Here is a 1122-nt window from a genome sequence, read left to right on the forward strand (position 1 = left end):
TAGAACAGAGTTTATTCTATTGTATATTATCTATAAAGGTATATGGCAAAGGGAGGTAAGTGGCTCGAAGTACCCATTTCATACCGTTTTGAATAATTAAAAGCTGATAATGAGCGCGTTATTGTAACATTTCATTCTACTCTTTTAATTGGTGATGTACTAATTAACCCAATAAATGTTTTTTATTCAAGAATAACGATAGATTATATAGAGGAATTTATCTTGAAAGATAAATTTTATCCATAAAAGTTCCAAAATATTTTTTTGTTGAGAAATATTTGCTTTACATATGTTATTTATAATTGATGAATATATAATATATACGGCAAGATTCAATTATAATTGAAATATTTTATATCTTTGTATATAAACTAAATCATGTTTGAATATGAAAAATTATATCTCCCGCCCTTTATACATAAGGAGAATTGAACCGTTTATTGATAAAAGTATAATAAAAGTAATAACCGGCCAACGTAGGATAGGTAAAAGCTACATTCTTTTGCAGATATCAGATATCATAAAGAAAAACATACCGGAAGCCAATATCATTTTTGTAGATAAAGAGCAACTTGCCTTCACGGAAATTAGGAACTACATGGATCTTTATCAATATGTTTTAAAGAAGGTTACTGGGCATAATCATAACTATCTTTTTGTAGATGAAATCCAAGAGATTGAAGAATTCCAATTGTGTCTGCGGAGTTTATTGAACGAAAATAAATGCGATATCTATTGCACCGGAAGCAATGCTAAAATGCTGTCCAGTGAACTTGCTACTCAATTGGCAGGAAGATATATAGAATTTCCCATTCATTCACTTAGCTACGGGGAATTCTTAACTTTCAATCAATGTCAAGATTCTACCGAAAGTTTAAAACTCTATCTTACATTCGGAGGTATGCCATACATTCATAATCTAACAATGGACAAGAATGTCATATTCGAGTATTTGAGAAATGTTTACTCTACTATCCTACTAAAAGATGTGGTTGCCCGTGAATCAATCCGGAATGTATCTTTTTTGGAGAATCTCGTAGCTTATCTGATAGATAATACCGGTTCTCTTTTTTCTGCCCAGAATATTAGTAAATATTTAAAGTCGCAACACGTCAACATTCC

General features: G+C 30.7%; 1 protein-coding gene. It reads left to right on the top strand.

The annotated features are described in order from the left end of the window. Positions 1-388 precede the first annotated feature (388 nt). On the top strand, positions 389-1122 hold a 734-nt coding region (locus tag DWZ67_RS19940), incomplete at its 3' end, for an ATP-binding protein (RefSeq protein WP_165852497.1).

It is taken from the genome of Bacteroides sp. AF34-31BH (genome assembly GCF_003602795.1).
In the GTDB taxonomy this organism is placed as follows: domain Bacteria; phylum Bacteroidota; class Bacteroidia; order Bacteroidales; family Bacteroidaceae; genus Bacteroides; species Bacteroides uniformis.